This window comes from Acidimicrobiia bacterium, assembly GCA_035471805.1.
Lineage (GTDB): Bacteria > Actinomycetota > Acidimicrobiia > Spongiisociales > JAHEDJ01 > JAHEDJ01.
In genome coordinates this window covers 16,481-33,396 of record DATIPS010000019.1, presented here as the reverse complement: position 1 = coordinate 33,396, position 16,916 = coordinate 16,481, and the positions used below count along the sequence as shown (strand labels likewise).

The following is a 16,916-nucleotide window of genomic DNA, read 5'->3' as shown; positions in this document are numbered from 1 at the left end:
GGTGTTTTGCGAAGCGTCATCCTACAACACGGCTCCCCAGTAGCGGAACACCAACCAGTCCCTTTTACAAAGTGGGGGCATCCGTATACTGCAAAGAGAGGTGGACGATGACGCAAGAACCCCGGGACCCGGGTCACATCAGAGATCTTCTCGACAAAGTCGCAGAGCTCGAAGCTGAGATAGGAACCCTTCGCGCTCGACTCCTGGATGCTCCCAAGCACGTCCGAATTCTCGAAGAGCGGCTGGTCGAGCAGAAGGCACAGATCCGCAGAGCTGCCGAACAGAACGAACGCCTCACCGCCGTGCTCGAAGAAGCTCGCGAGCAATTGTCGCTGTTGCGGGACGAGGTCGAGAAGCTGACTACACCTCCTAACCCTTTCGGAACGGTCCTCAATGTGAATGACGACGGCACGGTTGACTTGCTGACCGCCGGACGCAAGATGCGGGTGAATGCCCAGCCGGCGATCGAGGTCAAGCAACTTCAGCGTGGCCAGGAAGTGCTCCTCAACGAGTCGTTCAACGTGGTCGACGTCAGGCATTTCGACCCGACCGGTGAAATCGCCACCGTCAAGGAGCGGCTCGACGAGCACCGGGTGATCGTCGTGGGTCATGGCGATGAGGAGAGAGTGGTGGAGATCGCCGAACCGATGCGCGACCAGTTTCTGCGTGCGGGCGATCATGTGCGCATAGACGGCAAGGCCGGCCTCGTGCACGAGAAACTGGCTCGGCCGGAGGTCGAGGAGCTCGTCCTCGAAGAAGTGCCCGACATCACCTACGAGATGGTCGGGGGACTGAGAGATCAAATCGAGACGATACGGGATGCCGTCGAGCTTCCCTACGTCCACAAGAGTCTCTTCGACAAATACGATCTCGAGGCGCCGAAAGGCGTTCTGCTCTACGGCCCACCCGGCTGCGGCAAGACGCTGATAGCGAAAGCTGTGGCCAACAGCCTCGCCAAGGCCGTTGCGAAACGGATGGGCCGGGACGACGCGAGGTCGTACTTCCTGAACATCAAGGGCCCCGAACTGCTCAACAAGTACGTCGGCGAGACCGAACGCCAGATCCGGCTGATTTTCCAGCGGGCCAAGGAGAAGTCGGACGAGGGGGTACCCGTCATCGTCTTCTTCGATGAGATGGACTCACTGTTTCGAACACGCGGCACGGGCGTCTCGTCGGACGTGGAGTCCACGATCGTTCCCCAACTGCTCTCCGAACTCGACGGTGTGGAGAGCCTGAAGAACGTGATAGTCATCGGAGCCTCGAATCGGGAGGACTTGATCGATCCGGCCATCCTGCGACCCGGTCGGCTCGACGTGAAGATCAAGATCAATCGACCAGACGAAGAGGCAGCCAGGGAGATCTTCCGGATATACCTCACCCCCGCTTTGCCCCTCGATCCCGGTGAACTCATTGCGCACGAGGATGAAGCGGCGGAGATGATCGGGGACATGATCAAACAGACCGTTGAGCGCATGTACGGCGAGGGTGATGAGAACCGGTTCCTCGAGGTCACCTATGCCAACGGTGACCGTGAGATCCTCTTCTTCAAGGACTTCTCCAGCGGCGCAATGATCGAGAACATCGTGAGGCGGGCGAAGAAGGACGCAATCAAGCGAGAGATCGAGACCGGCGAGGTGGGTATTCGAACCACCGATTTGCTGGCTGCGATCAAACAGGAGTTCCGGGAGCACGAGGATCTCCCGAATACGACGAACCCCGACGACTGGGCGAAGATCTCCGGCAAGAAGGGCGAGCGGATCGTCTATGTGCGGACCTTGATCGAAGGTGAGTCCCAGTCGAAGACGATCGAGACGACCACCACCGGCCAGTATCTGTAGTGGCGTTACCAAAGGTCATAGGGACCGAAACCGAGTTCGGGATAACGGTCAGGAACCAGCCCAACTTCAATCCTGCCGTCGCATCAGGCCTCGTCATAAACGCCTATCAGGGCCGTTCCGCACGGGTGAAGTGGTCTTTCGAGGAAGAGTCGCCGGGCCGGGATGCACGCGGCTTCGGGTTCGAGTCGCGAGCTCCGGCGGATCTCGACGCCGGCATTCCCAACGTGGTTCTGACAAACGGTGCGCGCCTGTATGTGGACCATGCCCACCCCGAGTATTCAACGCCCGAATGCCTCGACCCGCTCCAGGCTGCGCTACACGACAAGGCCGGTGAGGTCGTCATGGCGAGAGCCGGGCGCAGTGCCCAGGCGTTGGTTCCCGCCGGACAGGTCGTTGCGCTCTACAAGAACAACTCTGACGGCAAAGGCAACTCCTACGGAGCGCACGAGAACTACCTCCTTGCCAGGCAACTGCCGTTCGGCGAGGTGATCAAACATCTGACCACCTTTCTGGTGACCCGCCAGGTCTTCACCGGCTCCGGCAAACTGGGATCCGAGAACGGCCGGCCGCACACAGATTTCCAGGTCACGCAGAGGGCCGACTTCTTCGAAGAGGAGGTCGGCCTCGAAACGACCCTGAAGCGGCCCATCATCAACACGCGCGACGAACCGCACGGAACACCCTCGAAGTACCGGCGCCTGCACGTGATCATCGGCGATGCGACGATGTCGGAAGTGCAGACCTTCCTCAAGGTCGGCACAACGGCCTTGTTCCTGGCAGCAGTCGAGGATGGAGCGCTGCCGGACTTCATCACTCTGCAGGATCCCGTCGACGCCTGCTGGCAGGTCAGTCACGACCTGGAGATGCGGCTCCCGTTGAAACTGGCCGACGGCACCACGGCGACGGCGCTCGAGTTGCAGCGGCAGTACAGCGAATGGCTCACCAAATACGCCGAACAGTCCGGCACAGAGCACGACCGCCTGCTGGCGGAGTGGGGTGGCATCCTGGACGACCTGGAACGCGACCCGCTCTCCACGGCAGATCGTCTCGACTGGTCGGCCAAGTACCGCGTGCTCGACGCGATGCGGGAACGCGACGGCCTCAACTGGAGCGACGCCAAACTCCGGGCACTCGACCTCCAGTTCCACGACATCGATCCGGATCGAGGTATCTACCACCGCCTCGTCCGGCGGGGTGCTCTGAGACGGCTATTCACAGATGAAGAGGTAGATACGGCAACGCGCCGGCCGCCCGAAGGGACGAGAGCCTATTTTCGCGGCGAATGCGTGTCCCGGTATCCCGAGGCGCTCGTTGCCGCCAACTGGGACTCCCTGGTGTTCGACACCGGCGAAAGTTCACTCAAGCGGGTGCCTATGATGGAACCCTTGAGAGGAGGCAGGGAACGCGTGGAAGAGTTGCTCGACGGCTCACCAAACGCAGCCGGCCTCCTCGCAGCGCTTGGAGGTAGTGATGGCCGAGCAGGAACAGAAGAAGCAACAGACACCGGCCGCGAAGACGTCTGAATCCGAAGAGATCGCCGTCGACACGAAGGTGTCGGAGGCTACCGAGAAGATCGACGAACTTCTCGACGAAATCGACTCGGTGCTCGAGGAAAACGCCGAGGAGTTCGTCAAGAACTACGTTCAGAAAGGCGGCGAGTGATCCATCGACTCATGCCCAAGGGCCTCGATTTCTCCGACGGACCCGGTTTCACACAGCTGCTCAGATCTCTGCAGCTCGAGCCAACCTGGCCGGTGAACGCCGCCAACCTGGGCTCCCTGGAAACTCCCGAAGCGACGACGGTACTGGCGGCTCGCTACAGGGACGGAGTCGTAATGATCGGCGACCGGCAGGCCACCGAGGGCTACTCGGTAGCCCACCGGCGCATGCAGAAGGTCTTCCCCACCGACCAGTTCAGCGTCGTGGCGATCTCCGGCACAGCCGGCCTGGCGGTGGACATGGTCAGATTGTTTCAAACCGAACTAGAGCACTACGAGAAGCTCGAGGGCTCCCGGTTGAGCCTCGAGGGCAAGGCGACCCACCTGGCCCGTATGGTCCGCCAACAGCTGCCGATGGTATTTCAGGGCCTCGTGGTCGTTCCTCTCTTTGCCGGATACGACGAACTCGAGGAAGTTGGGCGCCTGTTCACCTTCGATGTGATCGGCGGACGCTACGAAGAAGAAGACTTTGGTGCGACGGGTTCCGGATCTCGTGAGGCCCGGTCCTACCTGCGTAATCGCTACCGCCCCGATCTGGAGGAGCCCGAAGCCCTCTCTCTGGCCATGGAGGCCCTGGTTGCAGCCGCCGAGCAGGATGTGGCCACGGCCGGGCCCGACCCGCGCCGCGGTATCTTTCCGACCGTTGTGACCGTCGGATCGTCCGGGTACGACGAACTGGACGAGGCTCGGATACAACCTGTTGCGATTGCCGCGTTGGAGGCCGTGCGATGAGCATGCCTTTCTACGTTCCACCGGAACAACTCATCAAAGATCGCGCCGAATATGCGAGGAAGGGCATTGCCCGCGGCAGGAGCATCGCAGCCGTCGAGTTCGACCAGGGCGCGCTTCTGCTGGCCGAGAACCCCAGCCGGACGCTGCACAAGCTCTCCGAGATCTACGACCGGATCGCCTTTGCCGGCGTCGGCCGTTACAACGAGTTCGAGAGCCTCAGGGTGGCCGGCATCCGACACGCAGACATCAAGGGATACATGTACGGCCGCCCCGATGTCGACGTGAAAGGGCTGGCGAATGCATTCGCACAGACCCTGGGAAACATCTTCACGCATGAGGTCAAGCCGTATGAGGTCGAGATCCTCGTGGTCGGCATATCCGAGACCGGCTCGGACATGTTCAAGATTCTCTACGACGGCACCCTGTCCGACGAGCACGAAGTGGGGGCAATCGGGGGTCAGGCAGAGGAACTGGTCGCGTATCTCCGCAGTCACTTCGAAACAGGTCAGTCCTACGAACGAGCACTGGAGATCGCCAAGGAAGCGTTCCGGTCGCTGAACAGCGATCCTGGTATCGAAGGATGGGAAGGTGCCGTCTTGGACCGGACCCGCGGCCGGCGGACATTCCGTCGCCTCTCGGAGGCCGAACTGGCCGGCTGAGCGGGTTCCTGGAACGGGATTGAAGCGGCAGCGGTCCGGCCCATCGTCAGGGCGGCGCGGTCCTCTTTCGCAGCCGTAGCAGTACGCTGGCTTCATGGAGCGTCGCATCTTCGGGCTCGAAAACGAATACGGGGTCACCTGCACCTTGCGCGGGCAGCGACGTCTCAGCCCCGATGAGGTGGCTCGCTATCTCTTTCGCCGGGTCGTGAGTTGGGGACGCTCTTCGAACGTCTTCCTCGAGAACGGTTCACGCCTGTATCTGGACGTGGGATCTCATCCTGAATACGCCACCCCTGAATGCGACAGCCTCTACGACCTCGTCGCCCACGACAAGGCGGGCGAGCGGATACTCGAAGACCTGGTGAGCGCAGCCGAGGAGCAGCTGGAAGAGGAGGGGATCAAGGGTGAGATCTATCTCTTCAAGAACAACACGGATTCTGCAGGCAACTCCTACGGATGCCATGAGAACTACCTGCTCAGCCGTCACAGCGACTTCCAGCGAACCGTCGACACCTTGCTTCCGTTTCTCGTGTCCCGGCAGATATTCACAGGCGCCGGCAAGCTGCTCCAGACCGCCCGCGGGACGACCTTCAGCATCGCTCAGCGCGCCGAACACATCTGGGAGGGGGTGTCGTCCGCAACCACCAGGAGTCGCCCGATCATCAACACCAGGGACGAGCCTCACGCCGACGCAGAGCGTTATCGAAGGCTGCACGTCATCGCAGGCGATTCCAACATGTCCGAGTACGCCACGTTTGTGAAGGTTGGAACGGTGGCGGCGATCCTGCAGATGCTCGAAGACGACGTCGTGTTCCGGGACCTGGCTCTCGAGAATCCGATCCGAGCGATCAGGGAGATCAGCCACGACATCACTTGCCGGCGGCCCATCAAGCTCCAGAACGGGAGAGAACTGAATGCCCTCGACATTCAATGGGAGTACTTCGACCGGGCCCTCCGCTACTCCCGCACGGTCGGATTCCCGGCGCCGGTTCAGCGTGCCGTCGAGATGTGGGAACACCTCCTGACCAACCTCGAGAAAGATCCGCTCCGGCTCGATCGTGAGGTCGACTGGGTGATGAAATACCACCTCATCGAGCGCTATCGCGAACGCCACCGGTTGTCCATGTCGAGTGCCCGGCTCGCCATGATCGACCTCAGCTATCACGACGTGACCCGCAGGCGCAGCCTCTTCTACATGCTGGATCGGAAGGGGTTCGTTGATCGGGTGGTCACCGACCGTGCGATCGAAGATGCGATCGAGAGGGCGCCGCAGACCACCCGGGCCCGCCTGCGGGGTGATTTCATTCGCGCCGCCAAGCAGAAGCAGCGGGATTACACGGTGGACTGGGTGCACCTCAAGCTGAACGACCAGGCACAGCGAACCGTATTGTGCAAAGACCCGTTCAAATCGCAGGATGAACGCGTCGACAAGCTCATTTCGAGCCTCTAGTCGCCGCCGGGTGCCGGCAACGCGAGGGGAGGCACCGCCGGCCCTTCAATCGATCCCGATCCGGCGGCCGAGGTCCTTCCCCCTGCGGCCGACGGGACGTACCCTGTCGCGGGAATGAAGAACGTTCTAGAACGCCTGTTGAACCTTCTCGCCTGTCTACTCACGGCGGGACGGCCGGTCACCGCCGATGAGATTCGGCACACCGTTGCCGGCTACGAGGACAAGAGCGACGAGGCGTTCCATCGCATGTTCGAGCGGGACAAGGATCTCCTGCGCGAGATGGGCATCCCGCTGGAACTCCGGCCGACGGACATCTGGGAGGTGGAGTTCGGCTACTTCCTCCCTCCGGACGAGTATCAGCTCGACGATCCGGGCCTGACCGATGAAGAACGCACAGCACTCTGGCTCGCCGCGCAGATCGTTCGGCTCGGCGGGCAACCTCAGGGTCCCGATGCTCTCCTGAAGCTGGGTGGGATTCCGTTCTCAGGAGGCGGCGAGCCTCTCGCAGCCGAACTGGGCCTCGGCTCCGCCGGGCTGGCGACGGCATTTCAAGCGGTCGCAGATCGTTCCGTCCTCGAGTTCACCTACCGAGGCAGCGGCCGTCGCTTGCACCCGTATGGCCTGGTTCACCAGCGCGGCCACTGGTACTTGGTCGGACATGCGCCGGGGCAAGGCGTCAGGGCATTCCGGGTCGACAAGACGTCGCACATGATCGTGACCTCCGAGCCCCGCGCATTCGACCGTCCTCCCGGCTTCAAGGCTTCGGATGCCATCCCACGCGCACCGTGGGAGGCCGGTGAGGAGGATGTCCGGGCGGAGGTTCGTTTCGATGCGGAAGTTTCATGGTGGGCCGAGCGGCAACTCCCGTCCAACGCAGTGAGAGAACACCACGCTGACGGATCGATCACGGCACAGATGGATGTCGCCAACGAAGACGCATTCATCGGCTGGTTGCTGGTCTTCGAGGACAAGGCGGAGGTACTGGCTCCGGCGGCGCTGCGGACCCGTCTCGTGCAACGCGTCGGAGGGGTCGCATGAACCGGACCGCCCAACGCTTGAATCGGATCCTGTCGATGTTGCCGTGGGTAATAGCCAACCCGGGAGCGACCGTGGACGAGGTGTGCGAGCGCTTCGGCTATTCCGGCAAAGAGTTGATAGCGGATCTCGATCTCGTCTTCGTCTGCGGGCTCCCCGGCTACGGTCCCGGTGATCTGATGGTCGCCTATGTGGAAGACGATGAGGTCGTCGTCGACATGGCCGACTATTTCGCCAGACCGTTGCGGCTCACACCTGCCGAGGGTCTGGGTCTGCTGGCTTCCGGCCTGGCGGTTATCAGCAGCGGTCAAGCACCTCCTTCTCTCGAGCGTGCGGTTGAGAAGCTCAGTGCGGCACTGACGCCGGACGGCGCAGAGGTACTCACCGTGGACCTGGCAGGTGAACCGCAGCTCGTGGGCCTGCTCCGCAAGGCTGCAGCCGAGGGTCACGTCGTAGACATCGTCTACGCGTCGCTCGGCAAAGGCGAGACAAAAGAGCGATCGGTCGAGCCTTGGAGTGTCGCGTCCGCCCTCGGCAACTGGTATTTGTCGGCCTATTGCCGATCCGCAGGAGGTGAGCGAATCTTCCGGGTGGATCGCATCAGAGAGGCGAACTTCACCGACGAGGCCTTCGCCAAACCCGAGCATCCGCCGGCGGTCGAGGTCAGGTATCTGCCGGGCGAAGATGACGTACGGGCCACGATCCGGCTGACCAACCGGGCGAGGTGGGTCGCCGAGTATTACCCGATCGAGATCGTGGAAGACGACACGACCGGTCTGGTCATCAGGTTCTCTGCCGGCGACGTCGCGGTGATAGCTCGCCTTCTGCTGAGGCTCGGCAACGAAGCGGAGCTCGTCGAAGGCCCGGGCGTTGCCGAAGCGCTCTCCGACCTTCGTGCCAGGATCCTGACGCGGTACGGGTCCGGGGACTAGCACCACGAATCTGCCCCTGCCGTCGCGAAACCTCTTCAGTTCGCGCCTCGCGCCACCGATACCTGTGACAAGTAGACGGTCGCGGAGAACCGAGAAGATGACCACCATCAAAACCACCTGTCGGATGTGCGGAGACATCGAGTTGCACCCCAAGGACTTGCGACTCGAACTCGACCCGATGAAGGACGCAGGCAACTACCGATTCACTTGCCCTGAATGCGACCACATCCAGCGTCGACCGGCCAATGCCCGTGTTGTGAGTGTGCTGCTCGCCACCGGCGTTGCATACGACGTGCTCCCGACGGACCCGATAACAGAAGACGAGATCGCCGCCTTTGCGCTGGCTATGCAGGGTGAAGAAGATCTCGTTCGCCTCATCGCCACCTGATCGACGACCGCTTTCGGGCGTTTGGTGACCCTCCAAGGGCGGTGCCGGCGACGGCCGTTACGCATTCAGACTCGCCGGCCGGACTCCTGAGGCGACAACCCTGCGAATCCTCCTAGCATGTCGAGCACATGCCAGATGTTTCTCTCACTGAGTTCGCGATCATCGGTCTCGTCGTTCTGATCGTCTTCGGCCCGCACAGGCTGCCCGAGATCAGCCGCAAGGCGGGCCAGTGGGCGCGCGAGTTGCGAACGATCTCGCGCGACTTCCGGCGGGGGATCGAGCGGGAAGTCGCCGTCATCAACGAGCCCATTCAGGAGATCAAGAAGGAACTGACCGGCCCGGTCGAGCAGATCAAGAAGGACCTCAAGGGCCCTCTCGATGACCTGAAGAAGGATTTCAAAAAGCCGCTCGCGGATATCGAGGGTGACGTCAAGAATCTCGGCCGGGACGCTAAAGCTGAGTGGGTTGGTCCGGTGGCCCCGACCGGCCCGACCCCGGAAGAGGCTCTTGAAGACCTCAACCGGATAGATGCCGGTGAGGACCTGCTCGATGGGGATCCCGATTGAACGACGAGCGTCGCCAGACCATTCTCCAGCATCTCGAGGAGTTCCGCTGGCGCGTCGTCAAGTCCTCATTGGCCCTGGTGGTCACGTCGATTGTCGCGTTCGTGTTTCGCGACTGGATTCTCGACATCCTGGTTCAGCCCTACCGTGACATAGGCGGCGACAACGAGCTGATCGCACTCAAGCCGACCGAGGCCTTCGGATCGGCCATGCGGTTGGCCTTCTTCGGAGGTTTGCTCCTCGCCAGCCCCGTTCTCTTGTACCAGTTGTGGGCCTTCATAAATCCGGCGCTGAGCAAGAGAGAACGCAAGTGGACCATCCCGATCGTGGCGGCCCTCGTCGTCTTGTTCGCGGGCGGTGTCGTCTTCGCCTACTCGGTCCTGCCGCGCGGTCTGGAGTTCTTCGCTTCTGTGCTGGACGTGGAGTTCCGGCTGCAGATAACCGAGTACCTGAAGTTCGTAACTCTCTTTCTCCTCGTATTCGGTCTCTCGTTCGAGTTCCCGGTCTTCCTGTTCGCGACGGCGGCAGCCGGCTTGGTTTCGTCCAAGAAGCTGGCCGACAACCGCCGATGGGCTGTGACGATCATCGTGGTCGTCGCAGCCGTGGTCACGCCGACGGGGGATCCCTATACGCTGCTCTTGTTGAGCGGTCCGCTCTACCTCCTCTACGAGATAACCATCTGGCTGATCAGGTGGACCCTGAGGAAATGAGCCTCGACCGGTACGTCTCGCAACTCGCATTCGAGCCGGATGAGTTCCAGAGACGGGCATTCGAGATTCTGGAGCGGAACGAGTCAATTGTGGTATCCGCTCCGACGGGAGCGGGAAAGACCCTCATCGCCGAGGCAGCGGTTCACAGATCCGTCGAGGGCGGCGGCCGAGCCTTCTACACGACCCCGATCAAGGCGCTCAGCAACCAGAAGTTCGCGGATTTGTCTCTCGTATACGGGCAGGAACGGGTCGGATTGCTGACCGGGGACAACTCGATCAACGGTGAGGCGCCGGTTGTCGTCATGACCACCGAAGTTCTGAGAAACATGATCTATCTTCAGTCCGACGCTCTGTCTTCCGTCGAGACGGTCGTTCTCGACGAGGTCCATTACCTGCAGGATCCGGTGAGGGGGCCCGTCTGGGAAGAAATCATCATTCATGCGCCGGACCACATACGTCTCGTCTGTCTGTCGGCGACCATCGCCAACGCCGGCGAACTGGCCGACTGGGTGCGGGAGAGAAGAGGTTCCACATCTCTGGTCGTGGAAACGAAGCGGCCGGTGCCGCTCGAGAGCCTCTATTCCGTGAAGGATCTGTGGGCCGAAGACCCGCTCAAGCTGTTCCCTACGTTTGTCGGTGAGAAGAGACCGCGCCCGAACCCGGCAGTTGACCGCCTTCTGAGTCAGCAGAAGGGCCGGCGCAGAAGATTCGTCACGCCACGCCGGCTAGACGTAGTCGAGCACCTGGCGCGGGCGGAGATGCTTCCCGCCATCTACTTCATCTTCAGCCGGGCGGGGTGCGACGGGGCGGCGGCCACGCTGGCTTCAGCCGGGCTCGGGCTGGTCGATCGGGACGATCGCGAGAGGTTGAGGGAGATCGTCGATCGGCGAACGGCTCATCTCGCCACCCGGGACATGCGCGCCCTCGGTTTCGACCGGTGGCTCGGTCAACTCGAATCCGGTGTTGCCGCCCACCATGCCGGGATGGTTCCGGCGTTCAAGGAAGCCGTTGAAGAGGCGTTCACGGCCGGCCTCGTGAAGGTTGTCTTCGCGACCGAAACACTGGCGCTGGGGATAAACATGCCTGCCCGGACGGTGGTGCTGGAGAGCATGACGAAGTTCAACGGCGAGACTCACGAACTCCTCGCGCCCGGTGACTACACACAGCTGACCGGGAGGGCGGGAAGGCGCGGTATCGACGATCACGGCTTCGGCGTCGCCTTGTACTCGCCGTTCGTTGGTTTCGATCGTGTCGCTTCGATTGCCGCGGCCGGAGCTCATCCCCTTCGATCCAGCTTCCGGCCCACCTACAACATGGCCGCCAACCTGGTTGCCAACTACGAGCAGGAGGAGGCCCAACGCCTCCTCGAGTCCTCGTTTGCTCAGTTCCAGCGCCGGAGCGCGGCGCAGGCGGCGCTGGACGCAATCGTGAATCTCGAGAAGGAGCTTTCCAGGCTGCGGGCATCGGCCGTATGTGAGCGCGGGGACGTATTCGCGTTTCTCGAGATGTCGGGTGCGGACGTTGCCCGTTCGGGACGCGGGGTCCTCGAACTCGAATCGGGCGATGTGATCGAACCGGGCGGTGGACGCGAAGGTGATCGAATGGTGGTGTTGCAACGCGACCGGTGGCGATCGTCCGACCCGCGACTCGTCGTAGTGGGGCCGACGGGGAAAGTGCGTCGAATCAGGGTTCGTGAGCTCGCCCCCGGGTCAACTCGCCTCGGCAGAGTCGAGCTTCCTCAGCCCTATCGTCCCAAAGACCAACGGTTTCATCACCGGGTAGGACGCTTGCTGAAGGCTTTCGAGCCGGAGACCGAGGAGATTCTGGGTTGGACGATATCTGAGAGATCCGGTGGACACCCCGTCGGTAGCTGTCCCGACGTGACCGATCACGTTCGGACAGCCCAGAAAGCACTTCGACTCGAGAAGGACATAGCTCGCCGTCGCCGAAACGTCGGCGGCGACGAGTCGGACCTGGTCGAGGAGTTCGACGCCATCCTGGATCTGCTCGGCGTATTGGGCTACGTGGACGGCTGGAACCTGACCGAAGAGGGTGAGCAGTTGCGGCTCGTCTACAACGAACTCGACCTGCTGGTCGCCGAATCGATTCGCGGCGGAGCGTTCGTAGGCGTTTCGGCCGCAGAACTCGCCGCTCTCGCCTCGATCTTCGTGTACGACCCGCGCGGCTCGGGTGAGGGGTTCATCTCTCCGACGCGTTCCTTCGAGGAACGCTGGAAGTTCATCGAAGCCAAGTGGCGTCTTCTCGTCGAAGAGGAACACGCGAGAGGCCTGAAGCCCACCCGGCAACCCGAAGCTGGATATGCCGAAACGGTGTTCCTGTGGGCGTCGGGTTCCACACTCGAAGAGGTTCTCGAGGACGAGGGCGTTGCAGCCGGTGATTTTGTGCGTAATCTCAGGCAGGTGCTCGACTTGCTGCGACAGATTCGCGACGGGTTTCCCGCCCTGGCGGATCTCGCGCGCCTGGCGATTCGGGACACGGATCGGGGAGTCGTGGCGGCAGGAGGACAGGAGTGACCACCTGGAAGGTGCTGGTCAACCCTCGAGCCGGTGACCGGCACCGACTCGAAGACCGGACTCGTGACGCCTTGACGGCGTTCGGAATCGACTGCGACATAGAGTCGCCGGACGGCGCGGGAGCGATGCAAGACCGCACGCTGAATGCAGCCGGGGACGGCTGGACCCACTTCGCAGTCGTGGGCGGAGACGGCACCCTCAACGTCGTCGTCGACGCACTGATGAAGAAGGAGTGGAGCAGCCCGCCGGTCGTCGCCCTGCTTCCGTCGGGGACAGGGTCCGATTTCGCCAGGACCTTCGCGCTGCCGCAACGTCTGGAGGAGGCCTCCGCCCATCTCGTCGGTGAGCGTACATACCCGGTAGACGTGGGTATCGCGGAGGGATCCTGGGGAACGCGGGCGTTCGTGAACGAGGTGCAGGCCGGCCTCGGGGCCGCCACCGCCGGGATTTCGGAACGGTTGCCGCGCCGCATCGGGGCCGCCAAGTATCAGATTGCCTTTTGGGCAACCCTGCCGAGGTTCGCCGCCGCACAGGTGAGAGTGCAAGCGGGGCGGCGTTCTTATGAAGGTGCCGCTCTCGCCGTGGTTGCCGCCAACGGCCAGTTCTTCGGTGGCGGTCTCAACATCGCCCCGAAAGCATCGTTGCGCGACGGCAAACTCGATGTGCAGGCATTCAACATCCGGAGGCGAAATGCTGTTCCCGTCTTTCAGAAGATCAAGGTCGGAATGCACGGCAGCCACCCGGGCGTGCATCGCATGGCAGCCGAAGAAGTGTCCGTCGAGTGCGAGCTTCCCTGGCCTGTTGAGGCCGACGGTGAGCCTCTCGGAGTGACTCCTCTGAAGGCGCGCATCATCCCAAACGGCATCGATTTCAAGATCTAGTATGCAAGCGCCGATGAAGTCCTCGCCCCGTGGGGATAGGCTTTTGCGATAGAAACCGGACAACCGAGTCGGAGACCTATACTCCTGCCGCTCGACGGAGAAGAACATGCCTTCAGATGACGTTCTGACAGACCCGGATGACGTCCTCGATGACGAAGAACTCGAGGCGGAACTCGACGACGACATCCTGGACGACGACCTCGACGACGACCTCGACGACGACCTCGTCGCGGAGATCGACGATGTGGACGACGTATCCGATGACGAAGAGGAAGATGACGACATCGACTCGGAGACCGAGACGGAAGCCCTCGAAGAACTAGAAGCAGAGGAACTCGAGCTTCTCGACGAGGAAGCCGCCGAGGCCCTGCTGGTGGATGAGGTAGCCGAGCTGCGTGCCATCCAGCGCGAGGAGTTGACCATGAACCTCGACGCCCAGCAGGCGCAGAGGGATGAGTTCGTATGCTCTTCCTGCTTCCTCGTGAAGCGAACGAGCCAGCTGGCGAACCGGCGCAAGATGATCTGCACGGACTGTGCGTCCTGACACCGTCACGGTCGTAGTTCCAACTTTCAACGAGATCGCGAACCTTCCCAGCCTCGTTCCGGCGGTACTCGATCACGGATACCGGCTTCTCATAGTCGATGATTCCTCTCCCGACGGTACGGGTGCCCTTGCAGACCGTCTTGCAGCATCCGAACCGCGTCTGGAGGTCGTCCATCGAGCGGAGAAACAGGGCCTCGGACCTGCATACGCGCACGGTTTCCGCGTCGCGCTCGCATCGGGAGCCGACGTCGTTTGTGAGATGGATGCCGACTTCTCTCATGATCCGACCGACCTGCCCAGATTGATCGAAGCGCTCGATGGGGGAGCCGACCTGGCTCTCGGAAGCAGATACGTACCGGGTGGATCCACCCCGGACTGGCCGTGGCATCGTCGCCTCCTCTCGAGGGGAGGCAACCTCTACGCCCGCGTCGCGTTGGGAATCTCGATTCACGACGCCACGGGCGGGTTCCGTGCCTACCGCGCGAACTGTCTGAGGCAGCTCGACGCAGATACCTGTGGCGCGTCGGGCTACGGATTCCAGGTGGAGATGGCGCTTCGAGCCGTCGACACCGGGTGTTCGATCGTGGAAGTACCGATCAGCTTCAAGGACCGCATGGCGGGCACTTCGAAGATGAGCGGTGGCATCGTCCTCGAGGCGATGTGGCTGGTGACGCGCTGGGGTCTGCAACGCCGCTTCGGTCGACTACGCTCGCACAGGTGATAGAAGTACGAACGGCCGGGCCGGCTGATCTCCCCGAGATCATCCGCATGTATCGCCGCCTGGAGCGGGAAATGGTCGACCTCCACGAGATGTGGCCACTAGCGGACGGTATCGACGAACCAATTGATCTGTCGATCGGCGCCAGAATCGAATCAGGCGAGTGGTTCGTTTATGTTGCAACCATCGACTCGGTACCCCTCGGATTCCTGTTTGCACACCTCCGGTCGCTTCTCGAGCAGGCTCAAGGAGAGCGAGTCGGAGTGATCGACCTCTTGTTCACCGAACCGGAAGCGAGAGAGGTCGGGATCGCAGAGGCACTGCTCGACGTCGCCCTGGCGGACCTCGCGCGGGCGGGCGCGGAGCGATTCGACGCGCCGGTGTTGCCCGGCCATCGCCTCGCGAAAAACTTCTTCGAACGGGCCGGATTCTCCGCCCGTTCGATAACCATGCACCGGAGAAAGCGTTGATCGACGAATGGCCGGACCGGGTTCCCCGGGTGGGGGTCGGCGCCGTCATCGTCCGCGACGGAGCTTTGCTGATGGTCGAACGAGGGCGCCCACCGAGGGCCGGCGAGTGGGCAATCCCCGGCGGCAAGGTGCGCTGGGGTGAACAGCTTGAAGATGCCGTCGCCAGGGAGGTCCTCGAAGAGACAGGTCTGATCGTTGAAGTTGGCGACCTGCTGTGGAGTGGCCAGACCGTCGGACCCGACTGGCACTTCGTTCTGCTCGATTTCGAAGCCAGCGTCGTGGCCGGGGAACTCTCGGCAGGTGACGACGCCGCCGCCGTCGCCTGGGTCCCTCTGCAGCAGATCGAAGCGTTGCCCGTCACATCGTCCATGCTCGAGTTGATCGCCGTCCTGCGGAGCCGGTCTGATGCAGGCTGACGCTCTGGCCGACTTGCTGGGAACTCTGATCCGGAATGAGTGCGTCAACGACGGAACACCGGACGGTGGCCACGAACATCGATCCGTCGACACCCTCGCCCGGTTTCTGGGCGGACCGGGAAGGATCTTCGAACCGCATCCCGGCCGCCGCAGCGTGCTCTACCGGGTGGCCGGCCGGGATCGGTCCGCGCCGAGGTTGATGCTGATGGGACATCTCGATGTGGTTCCTGCGGACGCGTCCGGCTGGGCCCACGATCCCTTCTCGGGCGAGATTCACGACGGCTTCGTGTGGGGACGCGGTGCCGTTGACATGCTCAACGTCACCACCGCGATGGCCGCGGTCTTCAAGCGATATCTGACCGGGGAGGCACCCCAGCCGCCCGGGGATCTGCTCTTCCTCGGGGTCGCCGATGAAGAGGCAGGTGCGAAACTCGGGGCGCACTACCTGACTGAGAATCACTGGGAAGAGCTCGCCTGTGACTACGTCCTCAATGAGGTCGCATATCCGGTGCTTCCTCTGTCCGACACACCGGCGTACCCCGTCAACGTCGGGGAGAAAGGGCCGTTTTGGCGCACGCTCGAATCGTCGGGCACGCCCGGTCACGGAAGTCAGCCGTACGGGACGGACAACGCTCTCGTCCCTCTGGCCAGAGCCATGGCGAGCCTGGCGGAGGCACCATCACCGGTGGTCATCTCGGATGAATGGCGGGCCTTCGTTGACGGCCTCCGGCTGCCGGAGGAGACCGCCGCCGGTTTGTTGGACCCGGACCAGATCGATCAGGTCATCGAGGATCTCGCTGCCGAATCCATGGGACTCGCCCGCTACGTTCACGCCTGTACTCACCTGACCGTCAGCCCCAACGTCATGAACGCCGGGATCAAGTCGAACGTCGTTCCGGAGACCGCAAGAGCAGAGGTGGATTTTCGCGCCCTGCCCGGGCAGGATGGCTCAACGGTCGATAATCATCTCGCCAAGGTTCTCGGAACGGATCGCGACAGAATCCGGATAGACCCCGTCATGGATCACCAGGCATCATCGAGTCCGGCGCAGGGGCCGCTCTGGGATGCGATCGTTGCCTCGTTCGAGTCGTTGGCCGGGTCCCGGCGCGTCGTGCCGACCCTGACCCCCGTCACCACCGACCTCCGGTTCTTCCGCGATAGAGGTGTCGTTGGCTACGGGGTCGGCTGGTACGACGATCGCATCGAGTTTCCCGAGTTCCTCGCCATGTTCCACGGAAGGAACGAGAGGGTGAGCGTCGAGTCTCTTCACCGCACCTATCAACTGCTCGACCGGACTGTTGAGAACTTCTTTGAGGGGATCGGCTAGA

The 16,916-nt window shown here is 62.4% G+C and carries 18 protein-coding genes; all 18 read left to right on the top strand.

Annotated elements, in window-relative coordinates; genetic code table 11:
• The first annotated feature begins 107 nt into the window (after nucleotides 1-107).
• The 18 genes from arc (at nucleotide 108) to VLT15_04110 (ending at nucleotide 16,915) form a co-directional block, all read left to right on the top strand.
• Nucleotides 108-1,838, top strand: a complete 1,731-nt coding sequence (gene arc, locus VLT15_04195) for a proteasome ATPase (protein ID HSR44417.1) — start codon at nucleotides 108-110, stop codon at nucleotides 1,836-1,838.
• A complete protein-coding gene (gene dop, locus VLT15_04190) occupies nucleotides 1,838-3,361 on the top strand; it encodes a depupylase/deamidase Dop (GenBank protein ID HSR44416.1) in 1,524 nt (507 codons plus the stop codon). The genes arc and dop overlap by 1 nt, the downstream gene beginning before the upstream one ends.
• Nucleotides 3,309-3,500 carry a ubiquitin-like protein Pup gene (locus VLT15_04185; GenBank protein ID HSR44415.1) on the top strand — a complete coding sequence of 64 codons (192 nt, stop codon included), beginning with the start codon at nucleotides 3,309-3,311 and terminating at the stop codon, nucleotides 3,498-3,500. Before dop ends, VLT15_04185 begins: the two co-directional genes overlap by 53 nt.
• Nucleotides 3,497-4,288 carry a proteasome subunit beta gene (prcB, locus tag VLT15_04180; GenBank protein HSR44414.1) on the top strand — a complete coding sequence of 264 codons (792 nt, stop codon included), beginning with the start codon at nucleotides 3,497-3,499 and terminating at the stop codon, nucleotides 4,286-4,288. Before VLT15_04185 ends, prcB begins: the two co-directional genes overlap by 4 nt.
• Nucleotides 4,285-4,947, top strand: a complete 663-nt coding sequence (gene prcA / locus VLT15_04175; protein HSR44413.1) for a proteasome subunit alpha — start codon at nucleotides 4,285-4,287, stop codon at nucleotides 4,945-4,947. Before prcB ends, prcA begins: the two co-directional genes overlap by 4 nt.
• A gap of 94 nt (nucleotides 4,948-5,041) precedes the next feature.
• Nucleotides 5,042-6,397 carry a Pup--protein ligase gene (gene pafA, locus VLT15_04170; protein HSR44412.1) on the top strand — a complete coding sequence of 452 codons (1,356 nt, stop codon included), beginning with the start codon at nucleotides 5,042-5,044 and terminating at the stop codon, nucleotides 6,395-6,397.
• Nucleotides 6,398-6,511: 114 nt separating this feature from the next.
• The gene (locus VLT15_04165) at nucleotides 6,512-7,435 is read left to right on the top strand and encodes a WYL domain-containing protein (protein HSR44411.1); all 924 of its coding nucleotides are present in this window, start codon (nucleotides 6,512-6,514) and stop codon (nucleotides 7,433-7,435) included.
• Nucleotides 7,432-8,364 carry a WYL domain-containing protein gene (locus VLT15_04160; protein ID HSR44410.1) on the top strand — a complete coding sequence of 311 codons (933 nt, stop codon included), beginning with the start codon at nucleotides 7,432-7,434 and terminating at the stop codon, nucleotides 8,362-8,364. The genes VLT15_04165 and VLT15_04160 overlap by 4 nt, the downstream gene beginning before the upstream one ends.
• A gap of 97 nt (nucleotides 8,365-8,461) precedes the next feature.
• Nucleotides 8,462-8,752, top strand: coding sequence for a hypothetical protein (locus tag VLT15_04155; protein HSR44409.1), 291 nt, complete (start codon nucleotides 8,462-8,464; stop codon nucleotides 8,750-8,752).
• A gap of 128 nt (nucleotides 8,753-8,880) precedes the next feature.
• Complete coding sequence (locus tag VLT15_04150; protein HSR44408.1) at nucleotides 8,881-9,318, top strand: twin-arginine translocase TatA/TatE family subunit; 438 nt, start codon at nucleotides 8,881-8,883, stop codon at nucleotides 9,316-9,318.
• Entirely contained in the window at nucleotides 9,315-10,025 is a 711-nt protein-coding gene (gene tatC, locus VLT15_04145; GenBank protein HSR44407.1) for a twin-arginine translocase subunit TatC, read from the top strand. The genes VLT15_04150 and tatC overlap by 4 nt, the downstream gene beginning before the upstream one ends.
• Nucleotides 10,022-12,559 (top strand): DEAD/DEAH box helicase, encoded by a 2,538-nt coding sequence (locus VLT15_04140; GenBank protein ID HSR44406.1) that lies wholly within the window; start codon nucleotides 10,022-10,024, stop codon nucleotides 12,557-12,559. Before tatC ends, VLT15_04140 begins: the two co-directional genes overlap by 4 nt.
• Nucleotides 12,556-13,440 carry a diacylglycerol kinase family protein gene (locus VLT15_04135; GenBank protein ID HSR44405.1) on the top strand — a complete coding sequence of 295 codons (885 nt, stop codon included), beginning with the start codon at nucleotides 12,556-12,558 and terminating at the stop codon, nucleotides 13,438-13,440. Before VLT15_04140 ends, VLT15_04135 begins: the two co-directional genes overlap by 4 nt.
• 106 nt (nucleotides 13,441-13,546) lie before the next feature.
• Nucleotides 13,547-13,984, top strand: a complete 438-nt coding sequence (locus VLT15_04130) for a DUF4193 family protein (protein ID HSR44404.1) — start codon at nucleotides 13,547-13,549, stop codon at nucleotides 13,982-13,984.
• Nucleotides 13,974-14,705: a polyprenol monophosphomannose synthase gene (locus VLT15_04125; GenBank protein ID HSR44403.1), complete on the top strand. Its 732-nt coding sequence runs from the start codon at nucleotides 13,974-13,976 to the stop codon at nucleotides 14,703-14,705. The genes VLT15_04130 and VLT15_04125 overlap by 11 nt, the downstream gene beginning before the upstream one ends.
• Nucleotides 14,702-15,172, top strand: a complete 471-nt coding sequence (locus VLT15_04120; GenBank protein ID HSR44402.1) for a GNAT family N-acetyltransferase — start codon at nucleotides 14,702-14,704, stop codon at nucleotides 15,170-15,172. The genes VLT15_04125 and VLT15_04120 overlap by 4 nt, the downstream gene beginning before the upstream one ends.
• Nucleotides 15,169-15,588 (top strand): NUDIX hydrolase, encoded by a 420-nt coding sequence (locus tag VLT15_04115; protein ID HSR44401.1) that lies wholly within the window; start codon nucleotides 15,169-15,171, stop codon nucleotides 15,586-15,588. Before VLT15_04120 ends, VLT15_04115 begins: the two co-directional genes overlap by 4 nt.
• Nucleotides 15,578-16,915 (top strand): M20/M25/M40 family metallo-hydrolase, encoded by a 1,338-nt coding sequence (locus VLT15_04110; GenBank protein HSR44400.1) that lies wholly within the window; start codon nucleotides 15,578-15,580, stop codon nucleotides 16,913-16,915. Before VLT15_04115 ends, VLT15_04110 begins: the two co-directional genes overlap by 11 nt.
• The last annotated feature ends 1 nt before the right edge of the window (nucleotide 16,916 follow it).